General features: G+C 35.6%; 16 protein-coding genes. 7 read left to right on the forward strand and 9 right to left on the reverse strand.

Annotated elements, in window-relative coordinates; genetic code table 11:
• Positions 1–49: 49 nt before the first annotated feature.
• Positions 50–982 carry a helix-turn-helix domain-containing protein gene (locus REB14_RS01985; RefSeq protein WP_309521348.1) on the reverse strand — a complete coding sequence of 311 codons (933 nt, stop codon included), beginning with the start codon at positions 980–982 and terminating at the stop codon, positions 50–52.
• A gap of 174 nt (positions 983–1,156) precedes the next feature.
• On the reverse strand, positions 1,157–2,008 hold the full coding sequence (locus REB14_RS01990; protein ID WP_309521349.1) for an SDR family oxidoreductase: 852 nt from the start codon (positions 2,006–2,008) through the stop codon (positions 1,157–1,159).
• 207 nt (positions 2,009–2,215) lie between these two features.
• On the opposite strand from REB14_RS01990, the gene REB14_RS01995 reads away from it, so the two are divergent.
• From REB14_RS01995 to REB14_RS02015, 5 genes are all read left to right on the forward strand, one after another.
• Entirely contained in the window at positions 2,216–2,620 is a 405-nt protein-coding gene (locus tag REB14_RS01995) for a winged helix-turn-helix transcriptional regulator (protein ID WP_309521350.1), read from the forward strand.
• Between the two features lie 105 nt (positions 2,621–2,725).
• On the forward strand, positions 2,726–3,313 hold the full coding sequence (locus tag REB14_RS02000; protein WP_079242033.1) for a TetR/AcrR family transcriptional regulator: 588 nt from the start codon (positions 2,726–2,728) through the stop codon (positions 3,311–3,313).
• Between the two features lie 95 nt (positions 3,314–3,408).
• The gene (locus REB14_RS02005) at positions 3,409–4,215 is read left to right on the forward strand and encodes an SDR family NAD(P)-dependent oxidoreductase (protein WP_079242034.1); all 807 of its coding nucleotides are present in this window, start codon (positions 3,409–3,411) and stop codon (positions 4,213–4,215) included.
• Between the two features lie 276 nt (positions 4,216–4,491).
• Entirely contained in the window at positions 4,492–5,790 is a 1,299-nt protein-coding gene (locus REB14_RS02010; RefSeq protein WP_309521351.1) for an epoxide hydrolase family protein, read from the forward strand.
• 48 nt (positions 5,791–5,838) lie between these two features.
• Positions 5,839–6,297, forward strand: coding sequence for an organic hydroperoxide resistance protein (locus REB14_RS02015; RefSeq protein WP_079242036.1), 459 nt, complete (start codon positions 5,839–5,841; stop codon positions 6,295–6,297).
• 111 nt (positions 6,298–6,408) lie between these two features.
• On the opposite strand, the gene REB14_RS02020 is transcribed toward REB14_RS02015, so the two are convergent.
• Both REB14_RS02020 and REB14_RS02025 read right to left on the reverse strand, forming a co-directional pair.
• A complete protein-coding gene (locus REB14_RS02020; protein WP_145953247.1) occupies positions 6,409–6,978 on the reverse strand; it encodes a hypothetical protein in 570 nt (189 codons plus the stop codon).
• 207 nt (positions 6,979–7,185) lie between these two features.
• Positions 7,186–8,985 (reverse strand): hypothetical protein, encoded by a 1,800-nt coding sequence (locus tag REB14_RS02025; RefSeq protein WP_309521352.1) that lies wholly within the window; start codon positions 8,983–8,985, stop codon positions 7,186–7,188.
• Between the two features lie 853 nt (positions 8,986–9,838).
• Between REB14_RS02025 and REB14_RS02030 the strand changes: the two genes are divergently transcribed.
• Together REB14_RS02030 and REB14_RS02035 are read left to right on the forward strand one after the other, a co-directional pair.
• Positions 9,839–12,232 (forward strand): DEAD/DEAH box helicase, encoded by a 2,394-nt coding sequence (locus REB14_RS02030; protein ID WP_309521353.1) that lies wholly within the window; start codon positions 9,839–9,841, stop codon positions 12,230–12,232.
• A gap of 297 nt (positions 12,233–12,529) precedes the next feature.
• Entirely contained in the window at positions 12,530–13,015 is a 486-nt protein-coding gene (locus tag REB14_RS02035) for a hypothetical protein (protein ID WP_309521354.1), read from the forward strand.
• Between the two features lie 57 nt (positions 13,016–13,072).
• Here REB14_RS02035 and REB14_RS02040 read toward each other — a convergent pair whose 3' ends face one another.
• From REB14_RS02040 to REB14_RS02060, 5 genes are all read right to left on the reverse strand, one after another.
• Positions 13,073–13,252: a hypothetical protein gene (locus tag REB14_RS02040; protein WP_309521355.1), complete on the reverse strand. Its 180-nt coding sequence runs from the start codon at positions 13,250–13,252 to the stop codon at positions 13,073–13,075.
• Between the two features lie 155 nt (positions 13,253–13,407).
• On the reverse strand, positions 13,408–15,690 hold the full coding sequence (katG, locus tag REB14_RS02045; protein ID WP_309521356.1) for a catalase/peroxidase HPI: 2,283 nt from the start codon (positions 15,688–15,690) through the stop codon (positions 13,408–13,410).
• A gap of 94 nt (positions 15,691–15,784) precedes the next feature.
• On the reverse strand, positions 15,785–16,591 hold the full coding sequence (locus REB14_RS02050) for a hypothetical protein (protein ID WP_079242043.1): 807 nt from the start codon (positions 16,589–16,591) through the stop codon (positions 15,785–15,787).
• A 425-nt stretch (positions 16,592–17,016) separates the two neighbouring features.
• Complete coding sequence (locus REB14_RS02055; protein WP_079242044.1) at positions 17,017–17,349, reverse strand: transposase; 333 nt, start codon at positions 17,347–17,349, stop codon at positions 17,017–17,019.
• The gene (locus REB14_RS02060) at positions 17,325–17,744 is read right to left on the reverse strand and encodes a transposase (protein WP_079242045.1); all 420 of its coding nucleotides are present in this window, start codon (positions 17,742–17,744) and stop codon (positions 17,325–17,327) included. Before REB14_RS02060 ends, REB14_RS02055 begins: the two co-directional genes overlap by 25 nt.
• Positions 17,745–17,764: the final 20 nt, after the last annotated feature.

Here is a 17,764-nt window from a genome sequence, read left to right on the forward strand (position 1 = left end):
ATTATGCTCCTCAGGAACGTACAAGAATTATAGGAGATGTTGCAAATTTCTAAGATTGCTTTCCAAAGTACTGTTTTCTATATTCTGCAGGGCTGATTGAAGTATTTTTTTTGAAATAATTGCTGAAATGGGATGTTTCAAGAAAGCCTAAACGGGCTGTAATTTCTTTAATGCTAAGGGTTTCATCCTGAAGCATTACTTTTGCTTCGGTAATTGCTTTATCAGCAATCCATGAAGTGATTGTTTTTCCGGTTTTGCTACTGATAACGCTTGATAAATAATTAACATGGAGAGCCTGCAGGTTCGCATAATCCTGAACCCTGAACTGGGTATTGGTCTTTCCACTGATCAGATCTCTGAAATGCTGTTCAATATTTTGTTTGAAATTTTTTACAATCCGTGAACTGCGGTTCCCTTCATAAATAGGATTATAGTCCTGAAAGAAATATTCTTTGATTTTAAGCAGCAGCGTGATCACAAGAGCACCGATAATTTTGTTTTTATATAATGAATGTCCTTTATATTCTTTATGAATCAAAGCATATAATTCTTCTATCTGGCTAAACTGGTCAGGAGTCAAAACACGGGGTGAAACTACTTCTGATAAAAGAAAAGAGAAATCATTATAGACATCTTCATGCACATATTCTTTCAAAAATCCTTCTCCGAAGGTAATCAGACAGGTATGCTTTAGTTTTTCCCATTCAAAAATTCTGTAATTGCCGGGGTTGGTAAAGTAAACAGTATCTGAAGTCACTTCGAATCTCTGATCATCGATTGTGTAATGCCCAAATGCACTTTTAATAAACAAAAAGCTAAAGTAGTTAGGACGAAAAGGTTCTGAACGAAACGGCAAATCCTGGAATGTTTCTTCCAGATAATGAATGGTAAATCCGGATTCTTCCTCCAGATAATCCACAGGAAGTCCTAGTTGCTGATAAAGTTCGCGCAAAGTGTGCACATTCAGGTTACCGTTGGCCATTGCATTCAATTTCGGGTAAATTTAGAAATTAAATTGAGGTTGTCTTCATTTAAATTTCAATAAATAGCGTTTATTTATTCTCTGTATATTCAAAATACAAAAGGAAAAGTACCGTTTATTAGTACTTTTCCTTTTCTATGGGATGTATGGACTACAATAATTTAATATTATATTTTATAAACCATAAGCTTCTATCCACTTTTGTTTTACCTGTTCTGTAATCAGATTGTATTCTTTATCTACTCCATTGGAAAGAGGATCTAAGGGCGTACGGAGCGGTCTTTTTCCTTTTTCTGTATTTACCAGTTTAAGCGTTCCATCTGCAATGATTTGTGGATCCGGAGCTGATTCCATAAAGAGTTTACCAAATACGGTCTGAATTTTCTGACTGATATCTGCCACAGCAGTACCATAAGATTCCTGAATGCCCTCGCGGTCTCCATTAATATGCGCCTTACCGATAATTTCCGTCATGAATCCTCCCGGCTCAAGCAGTACTGACTCTATTCCCTGCCCTATCAACTCTTCATACGAACCTTCTATAAGGCCTTCCAATGCAAATTTTGTAGAATTATAAGCAGACTGTAATGGAAGTGAAATTCGGCCTACCTGACTGGAAATGGTGATGATAAGACCATCTTTTGCAGCTCTCATAATAGGTAAAACTTCATTATTCACTCTCAATGTTCCCCAAACATTCACATCAAAGAGTTTCTGGATCTGTGGTATTGAATAAGATTCAAGAACTCCTGCTCCATATATTCCTGCATTATTGATCAAAACATCAATTCTGCCATACTTTTCATGTACTAAAGCAACAGCTTTTTTTACAGACTGATCATCTGTGATATCCATATCTACTACTTCTGTATTCTCCAGCGTATTCAGATTTTTTGCGTGTTCAGCATTGCTTCCAGTAGTATTTCGCATCGTAGCTATGACGATATGCCCTTCTTTGTTAAATGTTTTTACCATTAATGCACCAAAACCGGTACTTGAACCTGTAATTAAGATTACTTTTTTCATTCTTTTTGTTCGTCTCTTTTTAATTATTGACTCTTTTTAACTCAGAAGAATACCGGCCGGAATTCTTTTCATTATTACAATATTTCCTTCATACGGTTTATTGTGTCTCAGAAGGAAATACCTTAAAAATGATGTTGCAATTTAGCACAGATTTACTTTCCTTTGTATAGTACTTTCCCAAAGGAAAGCGAAATAATTTGTAAGCGTATGTCTGTAAAAAAAATTAAATCAAGCTGCCTGGAAACGATCAAGCCTGTACGGGATGCTTTGGACGTTTTAAGTGGCAAATGGAAGCTGGCCATCATGGTATCTGTATCTGTAGGTAATGATCGCTTTACTGATATACAGGACAGTATACCAGGTATTACTCCAAAGGTTCTGGCTAAGGAACTCAAGGAACTTGAACAACATCAGCTCATCAAAAGAACTGTTATTGATGATTATCCTGTTAAAATCATTTATCAGCCTCTGTCTTATTCTTCAACTTTAAATCCTATCATATTTGCTCTTAAAGACTGGGGAATTAATCATAAAAGAAAACTTTTTGAAGAAGGATTTACAATGAATGAAATAGGAGAAATTCCTCAATGTCTTCCTGAAGAAGGACAATAAACAACTGATTTAGTTGACATTAAAACAATGCAATATAAAAAAAGCATAAAAAATTTGTTTTTATGACCAATCGGTCATATCTTTGCATTATTATTTTATATTATCATGACAAAAGGTGAAGAAACCAAACAATTCATTATAGAAAAATCGGCTCCTATATTTAATACAAAAGGGATCGCTGCTACTTCTATGAGTGATATTATGGAAGCCACCAAATTGTCTAAAGGTAGTATGTACGTTCATTTTGAGAACAAGGAAGTACTTGCCTGCGCTGCTGTTGATCATAATCTTAAATTACTGAGTGAAAGACTTTTAAACAATTTAAGGAAATTCAAAACTTCTAAAGAGCAGTTATTCGCATATATTGATTTTTTCAGTGATCCTAATCATCCGCCAGTAACCGGAGGCTGTCCTTTATTAAATTTCGGAATGGAAGCCGACGATACCAATCCGGTTGTCAAGGAAAAAATAAACCGTGCTATCAAGCAGGGGCAGGAATTGCTTTCCGATATTATTGAAAGAGGCATTTTCAATAAAGAATTCAGAGCAGACTGGAATCCTGCAGATTTTGCAACGGTTCTTTTCGCAATGCTTGAAGGTGGACATTTGATCGCAAGAATGTCCGGTAACAATGTGAGAATGGCAGTTATTACGCAAAGTCTAAAAAAAATAATTGAGGAAAATTGTGTCTAAATTTTTTTACCCAAAATATGACCGTTCGGTCATTTAAATTTGAAAATAAAACTTTTTAAAAAGTATAATCATAACAATCAATTAAAAACAAAACAATGTCAAAAACAGTTTTAATTACAGGAGCATCAAAAGGTTTTGGAAAAGCATGGGCAGAAGCTTTTTTAGCAAAAGGATACAAAGTGGCAGCAACAGCCAGAAATGTAGAAACACTTAATGATTTAAAAGAAAAATATGGAGATTCCGTATTGCCTTTAACCTTAGATGTAGATAAAAGAGAGGAATCATTAACAGTAGTTCAGAAAGTTCATCAATACTTCGGCAGCATTGATATTCTGATCAATAATGCCGGATATGCATTAACGGGTGCAGTGGAAGAAACCAACGAACAGGAAGCAAGAGCACAGTTTGAAACGAATTTCTTTGGAACTTTATGGCTTACACAGGCGGTACTTCCCATCATGAGAGATCAGAAAAGTGGTCATATCATTCAGGTTTCTTCTATTTTAGGATTGGCTACTTTACCAACCATGGGACTTTACAATGCGTCTAAGTTTGCACTGGAAGGCTTAAGTGAAACTTTAGCAACGGAAGTAAAAGGCTTTGGAATCAAAGTAACGTTGGTAGAACCTAATGGCTATGCTTCCAATATCTGGCATACAGGAATTAATACACAAAGCAATCCGGTTTACGATGGTGTTAAAAAGGCTTTCTCAGAATCTGAAACTTCTTTTGGAGATGTAGAAGCTACAGCTCCGGCACTGATAAAGTTAGCAGAAACTGAAAATCCTCCATTGCGCTTATTGCTTGGAAAAGTAGCACTTCCTTTTGTAAAACAAAATTACGAGCAACGTTTAAAAGTATGGGAAGAATGGAATGATGTATCTGTAGAAGCTCACGGATAACATCGAAAAAGAGTGTTTTCACAAAATAAGCTCCGTTTTATAGAAGAACGGAGCTTATTTTTTATCCTTTTTTGAGATCAACAACTCACTCACTTTTCTTAGCGTTACTTCCATCTGCTTCATATTGATACTGTTTTCCTGTTCACCTCCTGCAATGTCTATTTCGCTGTGAAATATGACTACTTGAACAAATTACTCATTTCTCAAGGGTTTCCAGGAGCATAATTTTGTCTCATCAAAAAGAAAAACAGATCTACAATCTAATACAATAAAGCAATGAAAACAACAATTTCAACCATCCTTTTAGCAGTAACTTTTACTTTAAGTACACCTGCTATTTCTAAAGCACAAAACAACAAGACCACTACTCTATCATCAAAAAATGACACAAGTATCCGTCCTTTTCACATCAGTATTCCGCAATCTCAACTGGATGATCTTAAAAAACGTATTTCCGAAACCCGTTTCCCGGATAAAGAGACAGTGAAAGATGCTTCTCAGGGAATTCGGCTTGAACAGTTAAAAGAACTCATAACCTATTGGGGCAACGGATACGACTGGAGAAAAGTGGAAAATAAGCTGAATGCTCTTCCACAATTCGTAACCAATATTGACGGACTTGATATTCAGTTTATCCACGTTCGTTCAAAGGAAGCTAATGCAATGCCTGTGATACTCACTCATGGCTGGCCGGGCTCTCCGCTGGAGTTTATCAATACAATAGGTCCTTTAACTGATCCTGTAAAATATGGAGGAAAAGCGAGTGATGCATTTGATGTGATTATACCAGCAATTCCGGGTTATGGTTTTTCAGAAATCCCTACCGAACTGGGATGGAATCCTGACCGTGTTGCCCTTGCCTGGGATGTTTTGATGAAAAGGCTTGGCTACAAAAAATATGTTTCTGAAGGTGGTGATCATGGTTCTGTAATATCTGATGCTCTAGCCAAACAGGCTCCTTCAGGCCTTCTAGGAATTCATCTTACCATGCCGGCTACTATTCCTGCTGAACTTGTAAAGCCAATCAATGCCGGGGATCCTGTCCCATCAGGACTTTCTGCATCAGAAGCAAAAGCTTATCATGCAATGAGTACATTCTTTGGAAGAAATGCAGCCTATGGAGGAATGATGGTAACAAGACCACAGACAACAGGTTATTTACTTTCTGATTCTCCAACAGCTTTAGCAGCATTCCTTTACGAAAAAATTGCAGAATGGAGTGAAAGTGATCTTCATCCTGAAAATGTAATTGGTCGTGATGCCATCCTAGATGATATTACACTTTACTGGCTTACCAATACCGGAGCGTCTTCTTCACGCTTCTATTGGGAAAATAACAAGAATAATTTCAGTGCAGAGGCACAGAAAACAAAAGACATTAAGGTTCCTGTAGCTATTTCGGTATTTCCTCACGAAATTTATCAGGCTCCGGAAAGCTGGTCAAAGAAGGCCTACCCTACCTTATACTATTATCATAAAGCTTCGAAAGGCGGACATTTTGCAGCCTGGGAACAGCCACAGGTATTTACTGAAGAGCTTAGAGCAGCTTTCAAAGATTTAAGAAAAAAACTTTAACAATCATAGGATCAATCAACAAAATCGTTTAATCTAAATAATAAAAATATGGAATTAAATACCATTCAGGAAGTAGAAAATACAACTGTAGTCAATATCAGTAAAGTATTATATTCTGGTAATGTCATCGTAACGGGCGGCCGTAACGGAGAAGCAAAAAGCAGTGACGGCAAACTTGATATAGAACTGACTCCTCCCGGAGCCAAGGGAAACGGAACAAATCCGGAACAACTATTATCAGCAGGATGGTCTGCCTGTTTTATCGGAGCGATGCAATTAGGCTCTGCAAAGCTTGGAATTACACTTCCTCCAGACTTATCTGTCAATACCTCTGTAGATTTGGCCACCAATGATGATGGATTTTTCCTGCAGGCACATTTACAGGTACTTTTACCGGGACTTGCAATAGACGAAGCAAGAAAAGTTGTGGAAACAGCTCATGCGACATGTCCTTATTCAAAAGCAACGCGTGGAAATATTAATGTAAAAATAGATGTAGTAGTTTAGTTTTCAGAATGTGGATTACATTTTGATTAAAACCTTCCCTGCCAAAAGCAAGGAAGGTTTCTATTGTATTAAAATCTGCCTGATGTAAACAATCTGGATATAAAAGTCTATCTATTTAGCAGCTGTAGTGATTTTATTGAATGCATAAGGCACTACTCCTATTCCCAATGTAAGTAAAACACCAACGAGATCATTCAGATTGGGAAAATCACTTACATCAAAATAGTTCCAGATGGCGAATGTCGTGAGAACACACGCAAGACCTACAGACACTAACCCACTTATAAACGCAAGAAAACGACTTACACTTGTATTAGGTTTTTCGGTATTAGAATCTGAAGTGTTATTAAGTGTTGCAGCGGCTCCCTTCATGACCTGCTGACTTTCAGGAGAAGCGGCTAAAAAAGCTTCTGTTTGTTTTGTTTTTTCTACCTCTATCTGAACATTAGCATCTTTATCCAAAAGAAGATCTTTTAAAGAGACTTTATCTTTTTTTAGTTTAAAAAAGACAAGACAGGTAATTAACAGGAAGAGCAAAATAGGCGAAATTGCAATCCATTTTTCAGCATCTGTTATAGGCATTGGCTTTGGTACAGGTAATGTTTTACCAGTTGGTTGTCCATACATAACGACAGAAGTAAAAAGTGTGGTCAATAATAAAAGAAAATTCAATGGTTTCATAGGGATTAGTTTTGGGGTTGTTATTATTTTTTAAACTTCATCTGAATATACTTTACAGCATACAATGTATTTCATCACAAATTTTGTGATTATATAACAACCAGTCAATTACCCAAATGGGTAATATCCTATCAAAAACAATCCTGATATATAGCCTGAAAAACGAAGTATTTACAGATAGTCAATTACAGAGTTAACTTTCTATTATCAATTTCCAAAATTGACAAAATGAGGAACATCCGTGGCAAAGCTGTTCATAGGTAAAAGATTATTTCTGTTACTGTTAAAATCAAAAACAGAATTATTATCAAAAGGAACACGTGGATAATACATGAAAGAAATCTGAATCCTGTTGAAAACCAGATAGGGATTATTAATTAAAACACCTATTCCGATTTTTGTATTGGCTTTGGTTTTCAATAGTTTATCATCGGGCATTCCCAGCCAGCCCACTGCGGTAGTTAAATAAGGACTGAAATGGAAATTCTTCCATGTTTTATTAATAAACAACTGGAGCTGATATCTTAACACTATTTTTTTGGTTCCGATATAATCTGCATTATAAACAGGAAACTCGTCTGCAGAAGAAAGGTTTATCCTATCCTTATAAGAGTAATTATGCTGCGGATTTCCAAGGGCTAGTGTTGGAGAGAAAAAATGTCTTGCTTTGGCAAATTTCCAGTCCATAAGGTTGGTAAAATAAGTTCCGTCAAAGCGGAAAGATTCCCTATTCTGGCTATCTTCATTAAAAAACCTTCCAAACTGTGCTTTTACAGTGAAATACCCCAACTTTGTAAAACGGCCGTAAGATGCTGAAATCCCCACATACGGATTCACTTCTTTATTTCTTGATAAGCCTCCGGCAATAACGTTTACAGAATTACCATAAGCAATATCCTCAGGCAAATCATACTGGAAAATATTCTTCTGAACTGAAAAGTTTCTCTGAATAAACCCAACAGACATCAGAAAACTGTTGTAAGAGCTGAAATATTTATACTGATCAATTCCAGGGCTGTCTTTGTACTGATAATTCTGGAATCTTCCTATAATGGCAATATTACTGGATATTTTTTCACTAGGATCAGAGGAAACCGGAATCTGATAACCACCCCATAAATCCTGACTGTATACTTTGATCTGAACTTCAGGAAAAGTGGTATCCGTATCTATAGGAAGTAAAACTTTTCGTAAAAAATATTCAAAAGTAAAACCTCCCGCCCACTTCGTTAAAGGTGAGAAAAAGTCTCTTCTAAGGCTGAAATTAATTCTTTCATTTCTCGAAAAATCCCTTTCCCCAAGAATCTGGGCATTGATATAAGTCCCAAAAAGATTATAAGTGGTATAGCTTCCTAAAAGATAATCCTGCTTTTCTTTAGAATCGTTTCTGTAAAGGAAGTCCAGAGTATGTCCCAGTCCCAGTACATTCTCTTCAGTAACTCCCAAACCAATTTTACTTCCGGAATAACTGATTCTTGGTTTCAGGCTCCAGGAATCAAGGACCTTTACAACAACATCTATAGAATCTTTACTGGAAGTACTGTCTGAAACACTGATATTAACTCTGTTTATAAAAGGCATTGCTCTCAGCAAACGTTCAGATTCATAGAGCTTTTGGGCATTATATTCTTCTCCTTCTTCAAAAAGCAAAAAATTATTAACTGTCGATCTTCTCGTACTGGAATGAAGGTGATCCTTTATCCAATCATACCATTTCCCTATTTCCTTGCTGTCTTTAGAGCCATAGCCAAAAGGGTCAATGGTTTCTATCCTGATATTTCTGATAATTTTTTTGTTATATGTGTTTTGCAAAAGTTTTTCAGTATTGGACTTAACGGATGTAGAATCCGGCTCTCTACGGAATATAAAGCGGTGAATGAATTTGGTAACTTTTCTTTTATCTGAAAATTCTTCTATTTTATAATAAAGTGAATCTTTCTTCTCCTGTGCATTTAAAAAGAAAAAACCACTTAAAAAGAAAATCAGAGTTATAGTCGTTTTAGTCATTAGTCATCAAAATTCAATTCAGTTTGTAGTATCAATTTATACGCCAATAAGGCTTAAACACCTACCACATTTAGGAAATTTTTCTATGTACAACTTACTTTATTTAATAGTCACATTTTTTTATATAGCTTTATGTCAGATGATGCCTAACATCGTTATTACATTCAGCGTGAGAGAAAACAATAGTAAAACAACCAATTCTTTCGAAAAATGGTTCTCTTTCTTGTAGATCTTGTTTATTATGAATGATAACCCTATAAATAGTAATCCTGCCACCACCAAAAAAATACTTCGGACTATTAATGCCGGAATACATTCATTTTCTATCATCTGATTCCAATTTTCATTTGATCCTATCCAAAGTCTTGATATCCCTATTAAGCTTAGAAATCCAACTGCATAAATAACACTTTTTAAAAGAAAGAAAGTACTTGTTTTATTGATGTATTCCATTCAGATTATAAAATATAAGCTAAAATTATAAAAAAAATTCCTTCTATAGCTTAAAAAAGAAATACATCACTGCAACCCAATCTTTTTTAATGCCATGGGCATATCTTATGGTACTGTGGCTGCTTGACTCAATGATTTATACCTTGGTTATTATCATGTCTACCACCGTAATTATTTATAAAGAATATTATTTTTTCCATTTCTTCTTTTTTTAACTGTTTTAAATCCTTTTAAAAAGCTCCAGAACCTAAATAAATACAGTGAAAATACGTATTCTTACTTTTAATAAGATCAATAGTTTTGTTTTTACGGAAAACCATAATGAGATAAACCCATTACAAGTTAATTTTACAAACACTATCCCACAAATAGCAGAATAATATTTATAAATGTCAAATAAATGACGACAGAAGAAATAAGAGAAATAGCAATAGACAGTTGCCAAAACTATTATGAATATCTACAGAATAACAATAAAGGTATCCAGGAAGTTGATGTTTTTGATTTAGAATATTTGCCAGGCAGGCATACCGTGATTAAGCTTCGTTTGTCTGCAAAGCTTTTTGATACAGAAGCTGTTTTTTTCAGGAATTTCCGCAATGGTAAAGATTATGATTCCACAGAAATTAAAATTATTGAATACGACAATGATAAAAATATACTTTTAATTAAGCCTTCTGACAATATATCCCCGGATTTCACTGGACTACATAAAAATGACCTTAAAGTAGTCTCTGATCTGAAGTTCCTGGTTGAAAGAGTAAAAGGCTGGTATGTACATAATGGAAGCAAGCTCTCCTTACCTACTAGAGCATCAAAATACTCAGAGGACTTTCAGAATATTGATTTTTTTCCGGAGAAAAATCTTCAACCTTCCGAAAACCAAAAACAGTCTTTAAAAAATATTTTCACATCTCCCTTTTCTTATATCTGGGGAGCTCCCGGTACAGGGAAAACCCAATTTGTTCTTGCCTATGCAGTGCTCCATTATATCAAAAAAGGGGATACAATTGCCATTTTAGCTCCCACTAATAATGCGATTGAGCAAGTGTTAAAAGGGATCATTAAAATGACTGATAAGGCAGGGATCGACAGAAAACAAATTATACGTCTGGGAACACCCTCGAAAAAATTTGCTGAGGAATTTCCGGAAGTCTGTGAAGAAAAAGGGGTTCAAAAAAAGCTGGCTGAAATAGATAAACAAATTGATATTCTGGAGCGAATGTTAAATTTTCAAAATCAGCAGCAAGCCATTGACAGATTTATAAACTTAACTCCTGAATTTGATGATTTAATTGAACTTTCTGAGCGTACAAAACAAGATACAGACTCATTGGCTGAGGTGAATATCGTATTCAGAAAAAAGGAAATAGATGTTAAGTTACTTTCTGAAAACAGCATTAAAGAAGCTCAACAGCTGGAAAAAAATATTGTTAAAATAAATTCTATTTCCCATAAGATTATCAAAGCATTCAGCAGTAAACCAACGCGTGCAGAAAAGGAAGTTTATGAGATTAGAAAGAGAATTTATGATTTCAATAAAGATCTGGAATATTCGAAATATGAACTCTCTGAAATCAGTAAGAAAAGAACGGTTCAAGAGAGAGATTTAGCTGAGATTCAGAAAAAAGTATCTGTAAAAATCACTAATCTGATTGACCAGACCAAATTTCTTCCGGAAGTTCAGTCGGTTCTTTCTAAACTGTCCGTCACAAATATAAAAGAAATTAAAAAAAAGGCAGATACTATACTCCTTCAAAAAAGAGATAAGTTAGAAGTTGACACGCATCTATTTTCAGAATATAAAAATCACAGCTCAGTTGTAATAGAATCTGAATTGGAAAGATATCTGCATTTAAGAGCTAAGCTAGCTATTTCATCTACTGAAGAGCGTTTGAAATCCGTCAATATAATTGCATGCACTTTAGATGGCTATATTGGACGTTACGCAGAATCAAAGTTGAATGTTGAGCATATTTTTCTGGATGAAGCAGGTTATGCCAATATTATTAAAGCTTTGACATTGTTTAATCATTCAACGCCCATTTCATTTCTGGGGGATCACAAGCAATTACCTCCGGTTTGTGAAATCAATGATAGCAGTATTGAAAGGGATGGCAAGTTTTATAATATGTTTTTATGGGCTCAGTCTGCCATTTTCCTGGACACTCTTTTTTCAAAATCAAAGGATTTCTCCAGAAATCAGTACCTGGACAATTCGGAATTCAAATCTGAAAATATTTCAAAGACTTCTTTAAATGCGACCTATAGATTCGGGAATAATCTGGCTCAAATTCTGTCTAAACATGTTTATGAAAACGACTTTAGCTCCAATAATCCGAAAGGTGAAACCCAGATACAGTATATTAATGCTAAAAAAGCTGAAGGACCAAAATCAAGAGTATCAATGAATGAAGTTTCAGAAATAAGCAAACTTGTTCATAGCCTTAAAAAAAATGGAACGGAGGACTTTGTCATTTTAACCCCTTATAAAAAACAAATAAGATTACTCAACAATTCTTTACCACAAGAAAGAAATGATTTGAAAATCCTCACTGTTCATGGCTCTCAGGGCAGAGAATGGGATACTGTAATTTTAAGTATTGTTGACACTTATGATAAATGGTTTGTTGATACTACCATTCCTATTTCCAAAGGCCTTAATCTGGTTAATACTGCTGTGAGTAGAGCTAAACGAAATTTAATTGTAGTGTGTGACAAAAATTATTGGGCAGCGCAAAGTGGGCAGCTTGTCACTGAACTTATCAATTGCGGAAAAGAGATAAAAAATTAATATGATCTCACTCATAACCGATGGAGTAGAATTATTTTATTTTTAAGTCTTGTTTATAATTACATTTTACCTAAAACTGAATAAGCTTTCTGTCAGCGGAAAGCTTATTTTAATTTTCAGTCATAAATTCTGCAAAACGCGCTACAACCTTCTATCAAACTATTTTACAGTGTTTTATGATTTCATTTTGATTTTCGCTGCACCATTCATCAGTGGAAGCTAACTTAAATCATAAAACAATAGCATCCGGTACGACCTTTTTTGCTTATTTTTACTCATTATAAATAAAAATAATACATGAGAAAAATCGTACTTACGGGAATAGCAGTTTTAGGAGGGTTTCTAACAGCAAATGCGCAGTGTAAACCCGTAACCGCCCTTGCAGAAAATTTTGATGCCTGGAAAGATATTAATAAATGCTGGACTGCTCAGGCTGGGAAAGCGATGCTGTATGCAAGTGATAAAAGAATTATATTCTATTCAATGAGCAATCCTGGAGAAAATATGTATCTGGTAACACCGGAAATTAAAGCCGGAACCTATACGCTGTCTCTTGATCTTTCTGATAATGGAGGAGAAACTACTTTAGAACTTTTTTCAGTGGACAACCCTTCTGATGTAAAAACCTATGTTTCAATCACTAAACCTTCCAAAATAACAGGTGAGAAAAAAACATTTACTGTTTCTTTGAAAAAAGATTCCCATTTAGGTTTGAAAGTTATGCTGAATGGAGTACATCAGGCGGTTTATATGGATAACTTGTCTCTACAGGCAAAGAAATAGAGACTTATGCTCTATTTTTCACTCATAAAAAAGCATCTGTTTTTACAGATGCTTTTTCTAATTATTATGCTGTACCATTCCAGTTTGAATGATAAATAGTAAATTCAATTGATCTGGTATTGCTGTACTCAGGTTATAGAGAGAATGATAAATTGTATTCTCATTACCATCATTACACATTGCCGCTTCATATCCGGACTGTGAAGGTTGTAATGACTCTATATAAGCGACAGTCATTTTATACTGTTGTCCAGATACCGTTATCTGAAGTACCAGATAAAAAAATAATTGTTTTTCATAGCTTATAAAATATAATCAAATTTATTCTTACTGTTAATATGGCAATGCATTATAAACAAAAAAACAGCATTTCTGCTGTTTTAATATATACATTACTTAACCAAAGTAAACCTGTCCAGATTCATCACCTTCGTCCATGCTGCGACAAAGTCTTTCACAAACTTACCTTGTGCATCAGCACTTCCGTATACTTCTGCTATGGCTCTCAATTCAGAATTAGATCCGAAAACAAGATCCGCACGTGTTGCTGTCCATTTCGGCTGACCTGTTGAGCGGTCAGTTCCCATGTACAATTCTCTATCGTCTGACATTGCTTTCCACTGCGTTCCCATATCCAGGAGATTCACAAAGAAATCATTGGTAAGAACTCCAGGACGGCTGGTGAATACGCCATGTTTTGAACCGTCAAAGTTCGTATCTAAAGCACGCATTCCTCCTATCAACACAGTCAATTCTGGGGCAGTAAGAGTTAAAAGCTGTGCTTTATCAATCAATAAAGATTCGGTAGACACCGTGTATTTTCTTTTCAGATAATTACGGAATCCATCCGCTGCAGGCTCAAGGTATCCCATAGATTCTACATCCGTCTGTTCCTGAGAAGCATCCATTCTTCCCGGAGCAAAAGGAACTTTTACCTCCTGACCAGCATTTCCTGCGGCAGATTCTACAGCAGCATTTCCTGCTAGTACAATTAAGTCTGCCAATGATATTTTTTTACCTCCGTTTTGAGAATCGTTGAATTCTTTTTGGATGCCTTCCAGTACGTTTAATACTTTATTAAGTTGTGAAGGATTGTTTACCTCCCAATTTCTTTGAGGCTCCAGTCTGATTCTGGCTCCGTTGGCGCCACCACGTTTATCACTTCCTCTGAAAGTAGAAGCAGAAGCCCAGGCTGCAGAAATCAGTTCAGCATTGCTTAATCCTGAGTTTAATACTTTTGATTTCAATGTTTCTACATCATTGCCATCAACCAATTCATGATTCACTTCCGGAATAGGATCCTGCCAGATCAGTTCTTCCTGCGGAACATCCGGACCTAAATAACGGACACGTGGTCCCATATCTCTGTGCGTTAATTTAAACCATGCTCTTGAAAAAGCATCGGCAAACGCATCAGGGTTTTCATAAAAATGTCTTGAAATTTTTTCGTAAACAGGATCCTGTCTCAACGAAAGGTCTGTGGTAAGCATGGTGGGTTTATGCTTTTTGGAAGAATCAAATGCGTCAGGAATAATATCTGCTCCATCCTTAGCTACCCATTGGTGAGCTCCGGCAGGACTTTTCGTCAATTCCCATTCATTTTCAAAAAGATTTTTAAAGAAATAATTACTCCATTGCGTTGGTGTTTCTGTCCAGGTTACTTCAAGACCGCTGGAAATAGCATCTCTTCCGCTTCCTGATTTATAAGTGCTTGCCCAGCCAAGTCCTTGCTGCTCAATTCCAGCTCCTTCAGGTTCTTTTCCTACGTGATCTGCAGGACCTGCTCCATGGGTTTTACCAAAAGTATGTCCTCCTGCAATCAAAGCTACGGTTTCTTCATCATTCATCGCCATACGGCCGAAAGTATCACGGATATCTTTAGCGGCAGCAATAGGATCCGGATTTCCGTCCGGCCCTTCAGGATTTACATAAATAAGTCCCATCTGTACGGCAGCCAATGGATTTTCAAGATTTCTTGAATGAATATCACCATCCGCATTATCATCGGTAGGAAGCACGGCTGATTGTCCTTCTACAACTCCTTCTGAGCCGTGAGCATAACGCAGGTCACCTCCCAGCCATGTTTTTTCTGATCCCCAATAGATATCAGCATCCGGCTCCCAGACATCTGCACGCCCTCCGGCAAATCCGAATGTTTTAAAGCCCATTGACTCAAGAGCAATATTTCCGGTAAGAATTAAAAGGTCCGCCCATGAAATGTTTCTTCCATATTTTTGTTTGATAGGCCATAGTAACCTTCTTGCTTTATCAAGACTTACGTTATCTGGCCAGCTGTTTAATGGTGCGAAACGCTGTTGTCCCGCTCCTGCTCCACCTCTTCCGTCACCTACACGGTATGTTCCGGCACTATGCCAGGCCATACGGATAAACAGAGGACCATAATGACCAAAGTCTGCCGGCCACCAAGCCTGGGAATCTGTCATTAATGCATGAAGGTCTTTTTTTACAGCTTCCAGGTCAAGGCTTGCAAATGCTTGGGCATAATCGAAATCCTTGTCCATAGGATCTGAAAGGGAAGAATGCTGGCGCAGAAGATCTACTCTAAGCTGATCAGGCCACCAGTCAGAATTCTGGGTTCCTCCGCCTGCTACGCTCTTCTTCATTGTTCCGTTATGAAACGGGCATTTACTGATGTCATTCAAATCTTTTTCCATTGTCGTTTTTTATTTATTTTTATGTGCTACTTAAGTATATGATTATTATAAACATATTTCAGCACTAATTGACTCTATTTTCCAATTAACAGTCTTAATCAGATACTTTAAATACCGATACAGAAACCTTTCCATCGGTTAATAAGGTTAAATTAACTCCTCCAGTTTCAATAGCAAAAGCAATTGTTTCCCCGGCATTAAGTTTAATAAGACCAGTCAAAGTTGTAGAAGTTACGGGAACCGCAGCAAGGGTAACTCCTAATATGGAAACCCGTACTGCATCAAATACTTTTTCCTCAAATACCATCGTTCCATTTTTTAAAATCCCCATTTTTTTACCTCCCAGAATACTCAAATCTATACCTCCAGCCAATTGCGTTTCAAATGACACTTCATAAATTCCATTTTTAGCTGCTGTATACACTCCAGTATTGAGAAGGGAAGCAGTTCCTGTCTTCACATCTTGCGAAGAAAGATCGATCTTATTCCAGTTAGTACCTGAAATTCCAAGATTTACTAATGACCAGGCTCCATCTTTGGATGCATATAAAGACGTTCCTGAATTACTTGAATTATCTTTTAGACCTACCCATACTGCATTTACTGCATCATAATAATAAAATCCTGCAGAAGTAACATTAATGGTTTTGGGAGAAACTGTGGTTACAGCAGATGTAGCAAATACCATAATCCCATTTTGTGCCATATTGTAAGCAAGATCTTTACCCTTTAACTGATCACCAGTAAGCCTTGGAGGTAAAAAGCCATCCTGAACTGCCGGGTCAGTAGCTTTTCCAACAACGTCAAACGTTCCTGCTGGTGTAGCCGTATTTATCCCAACCTGGCTATAGGATACGGTAGAATAAAGAAATGAAAGTAGTACAAGATAAACTTTTCGCATATTTTTAATATTTAGAATTGAAAAATTAAAAGCACAAATCCTGATTAATAGTTATTAAGTAAAAATTTACTTTCTATCATTACTCCTGTTTTCTAGACTAAAAAATATTTAGAGAAAAAATTTCTCTCTAAATATTTCATCTTTAGTTTTTAGAACCACATTAACTATTACACAATATCTAATCATTAATCTAATTCAAATTTCCACTAATTATCATATAGAAGCAAAATTAGCATGTAGAGATTAATGGCTACAGATGTATGATAAAAACTACATCTTGTAAATAAAATACGACACTATATAGACTTAATCTGTTTTTACTATGAGAATAAAAAAAGAGTATACCCATCAGATATACTCTTTAAAAACTTAGAAAAAAACGAAGTAATATATACCCTTATTACTTTAGGATGAAAAGATGCAGATTATACTAAAAAGATACGTTTCCATTTTGTAACAGTATTTCTGCTTAATTTAAAATGCTTGGCTAGCTGACTATTATTTAATTTATGTGTTTTTTGATAATCAAGAATTTCAAAAATGGTCTTCTTATCATAAGATTTGAACTTCTGGCTTTTAGATAATACATCAAAAAAAATAATATTATTAATCTTTAAAACATCAGACAGGGACATGGTATCTTTTGATAAATATTTCTTTACATATTCCCTTTTATCCGGACATTTAGACTCTATGAAATCATGGTAAATCCTTTTATAATTAGGTCCCGTATTTATTGTTTGTACTTGCTTATCCATTTATTCAATGTTGATTTGGGAATTCCGTAATGATTAATGATTTCAAGTTGGGTTTTCTGTTTATTTTCCAGGAGCTCCAACATATAGTCTATAATTTCCTTTGTATATAAACTTTTCCGGAACTGAGGCAGTTTTGATTTTACTATATTTTTATTCTGACTGCCAACTGGAGCATATAATATTAAATGATTGGAATAGAGACGGAAAAAATCATATTCCAATAATTTTGACCATTTTAGCAGTACATCCACATCCAATGATTTCATGGAATACATTTCCAGAATCTCTTTTTCTGTTGAATGTAAGAATCTGCATATTCTGCTCATATCAATATCTTGTTCATTTACACGCTCATATACCAAAGCTCCGATATGAATATCTTTTAAATTTTCCATTTTAAATATATTTATATTCA

The organism is Chryseobacterium metallicongregator (genome assembly GCF_031324065.1).
GTDB lineage: Bacteria > Bacteroidota > Bacteroidia > Flavobacteriales > Weeksellaceae > Chryseobacterium > Chryseobacterium metallicongregator.